The organism is Mesorhizobium intechi (genome assembly GCF_002879535.1).
In the GTDB taxonomy this organism is placed as follows: domain Bacteria; phylum Pseudomonadota; class Alphaproteobacteria; order Rhizobiales; family Rhizobiaceae; genus Mesorhizobium; species Mesorhizobium intechi.
This window is the reverse complement of the sequence record NZ_PNOT02000074.1, coordinates 1-5,085: the sequence shown is the minus strand read 5'-3', so window position 1 is coordinate 5,085 and position 5,085 is coordinate 1. Positions and strand designations below refer to the sequence as shown.

The window sequence follows — 5,085 nt, the reverse complement described above, 5'->3', positions numbered from 1 at the left end:
GACCAACATCCCCGAACAGGTCCGGCAGGCGATGAACCTGCCAATGGAGGACATGCGCGCCGCGTCCTTCCCCGATCTCACTTTGCCGCTGTTCGAGGACATCAGGCGCGTCTTCAAGAACGAGACCGGCCGCGTCTTCATCTACCCGTCCTCGGGCACCGGCGCCTGGGAAGCGGCGATGACCAATGTGCTCAGCCCCGGCGACCGAGTGCTGATGTCGCGCTTCGGCCAGTTTTCCCACCTGTGGGTCGACATGGCCGAGCGCCTCGGCCTTGAGGTCGATGTCATCGACTGCGAATGGGGCACCGGCGTGCCGCTCGAGCTCTATGCCGAACGGCTGAAGGCGGACAAGGCGCACCGCATCAAGGCCGTCTTCTGCACGCAGAACGAGACGGCGACCGGCGTGACCAGCGATGTCGCCGGCTGCCGTGCCGCGCTCGACGATGCCAACCACCCTGCCCTGCTCTTCGTCGACGGCGTGTCGTCGATCGGCTCGATCGATTTCCGCCAGGAGGAATGGGGCGTCGACTGCGCCGTCAGCGGCTCGCAGAAAGGGTTCATGCTGCCCGCCGGTCTCGGTTTCCTCTCCGTCAGCAAGAAGGCGCTTGTCGCTTCACGGACCGCCATCAACCGGCGCTGCTTCTTCTCCTTCGAGGACATGATCCGCGCCAACGATGCCGGCTATTTCCCCTACACGCCGGCGACGCAGTTGCTACGCGGCCTGCGCGCCTCGCTCGACCTGATCGCCGAGGAAGGGCTGGACAACATCTTCGCCCGCCACCATCGCCTCGCCGAAGGCGTGCGCAAGGCGGTCGATGCCTGGGGCCTGAAACTCTGCGCCAAGACGCCTAAATGGCACTCCGATACGGTCAGCGCCATTCTGGTGCCGGAAGGCATCGACAGCGCCGACATCGTCAAGCGCGCCTACCGTACCTACCAGACGTCGCTCGGCGGCGGCCTCAACAAGGTGATGGGCAAGGTCTTCCGCATCGGCCATCTCGGTTGGCTGAACGAGGTGATGGTGCTCGCCTCGCTGTCGGCGGCCGAAATGGCGCTGCTCGATTGCGGCGTCAGGCTGGCGCCGGGCTCCGGCGTCGGCGCCGCCATCCAGCATTTCCGCGCCTCGGCCGCTGTGCCGGTCGCCGAAGCCGCTTGAGGGAGCCGACGATGAGCCACACCATCAACCATTTGAAGAAATTGCGGCTGCAGCGCAGCGAGCTGGCGGTTCCCGGTTCCAGCCCGGAGATGATCGACAAGGCGGCCAACAGCGCCGCCGACTTCGTCTTCCTCGACATCGAGGACGCGGTCGCCCCGCCGGACAAGGAACGCGCCCGCAAGAACATCATCCAGGCGCTCAACGACATCGACTGGCGCGCCAAGGGCAAGACCGTATCGGTGCGCATCAACGGGCTGGACACCCATTACATGTACCGCGACGTGGTCGACGTCATGGAACAGGCCGGCGACCGGCTGGACACTATTCTGGTGCCGAAGGTCGGCGTTCCGGCCGACCTCTATATGGTCGAAGCCATGGTCAGCCAGATCGAGATGGCCAAGGGTTACAAGACCCGCGTCGGCCTTGAAGCGCTGATCGAAACGGCGCTCGGCATGGCCAATGTCGAGGCGATTGCCGCCACGCCGGGCCGGCTCGAGGCGATGCATTTCGGCGTCGCGGACTATGCGGCAAGTTGCAAGGCGCGCACTGTCAACATTGGCGGCCTCAACCCCGACTATCCCGGCGACCAGTGGCATTTCGCGCTGTCGCGCATGACAGTTGCCTGCCGCGCCTACGGCCTGCGCGCCATTGACGGGCCGTTCGGCGATTTCTCCGATCCCGATGGTTATATCGCCGGCGCCAGGCGCGCCGCGGCACTCGGCATCGAAGGCAAATGGGCGATCCACCCCTCGCAGATCGCGCTCGCCAACGACGTCTTCTCGCCGCCGGAAAAGGAGGTCGCGCGGGCCAGGCGCATCCTTGAGGTGCTCAAGGAAGCCGAGGCGCTGGGCAAAGGCGCCGCCGCCCTCGACGGCAAGATGATCGACGCCGCGTCGGAGCGCATGGCGAGGAACGTTCTGGTGGTCAACGAAGCCATCGAACGCGCCGGCCAAACCGTCACGCATTGAAGGTTACGGGAGGACAAAAAAATGGACATCCACGAATATCAGGCCAAGGAACTGCTCGCCCGCCACGGCGTGCATGTGCCGCGCGGCGGGCTTGCCTACAGCCCCGAACAGGCGACCTACCGGGCACGCGAGATCGGCGGCGGCAAATGGGTCCTGAAGGCGCAGGTTCATTCCGGCGCCCGCGGCAAGGCCGGCGGCATAAAACTGTGCGCCAATGACGAGGAAATCTCCAGCGCCGCCGAAGCCATGCTCGGGCGCAAGCTGGTGACGCAGCAGACCGGGCCGCGCGGCAAGCTGATCTCCAGGCTCTACCTCGAGGAGGCCGTCGATATCGCGCAGGAGCTCTATGTCGGCTTCGTGCTCGATCGCAAGGAGGAGCGCGTCATGATCGTGGCGTCGGCCGCCGGCGGCATGGAGATCGAGGACATCGTCGAGAAGGCCCCCGATTCCATCCTGCGCACCACGGTCGATCCCGGCGTCGGCATGCAGCGTTTCCAGGCCCGCGAGATCGCCTTCGGGCTCGGGCTCGACCACGACCTGATCGGCAAGGCCACCGAGACCATCTTCAGCTGCTACCAGGTGTTCCGCGACTACGACGCCTCGATGCTGGAGATCAATCCGCTGGTGGTGACCCGCGACGGCAATCTGGTGGCGCTCGATGCCAAGATGTCGTTCGACGAGAACGCCCTGTTCCGGCGGCCGGAAATCTCCGAACTGCGCGACAAGAGCCAGGAGGACCCGCGCGAGACTTTCGCCAGCGACCGTGGCCTCTCCTATGTCGGCCTGGAGGGCAATATAGGCTGCATCATCAACGGCGCCGGTCTCGCGATGGCGACGATGGACATGATCAAGATCGCCGGCGGCGAGCCGGCCAACTTCCTCGACATTGGTGGCGGCGCCTCGCCCGAGCGGGTGGCGAAATCCTTCCGCGCCGTGCTTGGCGACAAGAATGTCGAGACCATCCTGGTCAACATCTTCGCCGGCATCAACCGCTGCGACTGGGTCGCCGAAGGCGTCGTCAAGGCGATCCGCGAGGTCGGCGTCACGGTGCCGCTGGTGGTGCGGCTCTCCGGCACAAAGGCCGCGGAAGGGCGCCGCATCCTGGCAGATTCCGGCGAGGCGGTGATCGTCGCCGACACGCTGGCCGAAGCCGCCGAAAAAGCCGTCGCCGCCTGGCGCGCGGCCACCAAGAAAAAAGCAGCCTGAGGGAGGTCGAGAAAATGGCAATCCTGCTCAACCGCAGCACCCGCGTCATCGTCCAGGGTTTCACCGGCAAGATCGGCAGCTTCCATGCCGAGGACATGAAACGCTACGGAACCAAGCTGGTCGGCGGCGTCACCCCCGGCAAGGGCGGCCAGACGCATCTCGGCCTGCCCGTCTTCAATACGGTCAAGGGCGCCGTGCGCGAGACCCGCGCGGAGGCGAGCATCGTCTTCGTGCCGCCGCCCTTCGCCGCCGATTCCATCATGGAAGCCGCTGATGCCGGCATCAAACTCTGCGTCTGCATCACCGACGGCATACCCTCGCAGGATATGATGCAGGTCAAGCGCTACATGCGCCGCTACCGCTTCGAGGATCGCATGCGGCTGATCGGCCCGAACTGCGCCGGCATGATTACGCCCGGACAGGCGCTGATGGGTATCATGCCCGGCAATATCTATCTGCCCGGCCGCGTCGGCATTGTCGGCCGCTCGGGCACGCTCGGCTACGAAGCGGCCTCGCAGATGAAGGCGCTCGGCATCGGCGTGTCGACCAGCGTCGGCATCGGTGGCGACCCGATCAACGGCTCCTCCTTCAAGGACATGCTGAAACTGTTCGAGCAGGACGACGAGACCGACGCCGTGGTGATGATCGGCGAGATTGGCGGCCCGCAAGAGGCGGAAGCCGCGATCTGGGCGCGTGACAACATGCGCAAGCCCCTGATCGCCTACATCGCCGGCCTCTCGGCCCCGAAAGGCCGCCGCATGGGCCACGCAGGCGCCATCATCTCGGCCTTCGGCGAGTCGGCGCAGGAGAAGGTCGAGATCCTGAAAGAGGCCGGGGTCGTCATCCTGCCGACGCCGTCGTCGTTTGGCGAGGTCGTGGCCGATACGCTGGCACGAATGAAGAAGGCCGCATAACGCCACCAACACTCGACCCGCGGGCCATTGCCGGGCACGGGGCGGCGCGACCGGAATGCGCCGCCCAATGTCTTTTCCGAACAGTCGCGCGGCCTACAGGGCCAAGATCAGGCCAAGATTGCGCAACAAAACTTAACATCACTTCACGCATCCAGCCATTTTCACCTGAAATAGTCCGAAGCATCGGGGGCTCTTACAGCCTCGCTGCTCTGGAGCATGCATGTTCAAAATGGTCTCTGGACTCTCTGCCGGCCGGGTCTCTCTCGCGGCGATGGCAATCCTGTTTTCAACGCATTCGCAGATCGTGCTGGCGGCGGACGCGATTGCCGTCGATACCGAGGATTTGACCCCGCCGCCCGATCCTTCGCGTTTCGGGCGCTTCGAACAGAAACTGGCCGACTGGCATGTCGTGCTGGGCGGCGGTGCCATCATCGTCCCCAAATATGAGGGCAGCAACGAGTTCAAGGTCATGCCGGTGCCTTTCATATCGGCGACATTCCTCGACACGGTGAGGGTAGATCCGACGGGCGCCAACGTCGCTCTCTATGAACACGGGCCGTTCGAACTCGGCGCGCGGCTTGGTTACGACATGGGTCGCAAGGAGGACGATGCCGATCATCTGCGCGGCCTGGGGGATGTCGACATGGGCGCGGTCGTCGGCGCCAGGGCGGGGGTGAAATTCGGTCCGGCGAAAATCTTCGCGCAACTGGACAAGACCATCGGCGGCAGCGACGGCCTGGAGGGCACGCTTGGCATCGAGGTCACGCAGCCGCTCTCCCAATCGTTGATTGTCGGCGCCGGCGCATCGGTCATCTTCGCCGACGAGAAATACATGCAGGCC

General features: G+C 65.0%; 5 protein-coding genes. All 5 read left to right on the top strand.

The window, feature by feature from the left end:
* Nucleotides 1-1,156: aminotransferase class V-fold PLP-dependent enzyme (locus C1D09_RS07025; RefSeq protein ID WP_246135666.1), on the top strand; the 1,156-nt coding region annotated here is incomplete at its 5' end.
* Nucleotides 1,157-1,167: 11 nt separating this feature from the next.
* The gene (locus tag C1D09_RS07020; protein WP_143973594.1) at nucleotides 1,168-2,124 is read left to right on the top strand and encodes an HpcH/HpaI aldolase/citrate lyase family protein; all 957 of its coding nucleotides are present in this window, start codon (nucleotides 1,168-1,170) and stop codon (nucleotides 2,122-2,124) included.
* Nucleotides 2,125-2,145: 21 nt separating this feature from the next.
* The gene (locus C1D09_RS07015) at nucleotides 2,146-3,330 is read left to right on the top strand and encodes a malate--CoA ligase subunit beta (RefSeq protein WP_143973593.1); all 1,185 of its coding nucleotides are present in this window, start codon (nucleotides 2,146-2,148) and stop codon (nucleotides 3,328-3,330) included.
* Between the two features lie 14 nt (nucleotides 3,331-3,344).
* Nucleotides 3,345-4,244, top strand: coding sequence for a succinate--CoA ligase subunit alpha (gene sucD / locus C1D09_RS07010; protein ID WP_143973592.1), 900 nt, complete (start codon nucleotides 3,345-3,347; stop codon nucleotides 4,242-4,244).
* Nucleotides 4,245-4,464: 220 nt separating this feature from the next.
* A partial coding sequence (locus C1D09_RS07005; RefSeq protein WP_143973591.1) for a MipA/OmpV family protein occupies nucleotides 4,465-5,085 on the top strand: 621 nt, incomplete at its 3' end.

Excerpts from the sequence above, each read along its gene's own strand:
- C1D09_RS07020 (WP_143973594.1), top strand. The coding sequence starts at position 1,168 with ATGAGCCACACCATCAACCATTTGAAGAAATTGCGGCTGCAGCGCAGC.
- C1D09_RS07015 (WP_143973593.1), top strand. The coding sequence starts at position 2,146 with ATGGACATCCACGAATATCAGGCCAAGGAACTGCTCGCCCGCCACGGC.
- sucD (WP_143973592.1), top strand. The coding sequence starts at position 3,345 with ATGGCAATCCTGCTCAACCGCAGCACCCGCGTCATCGTCCAGGGTTTC.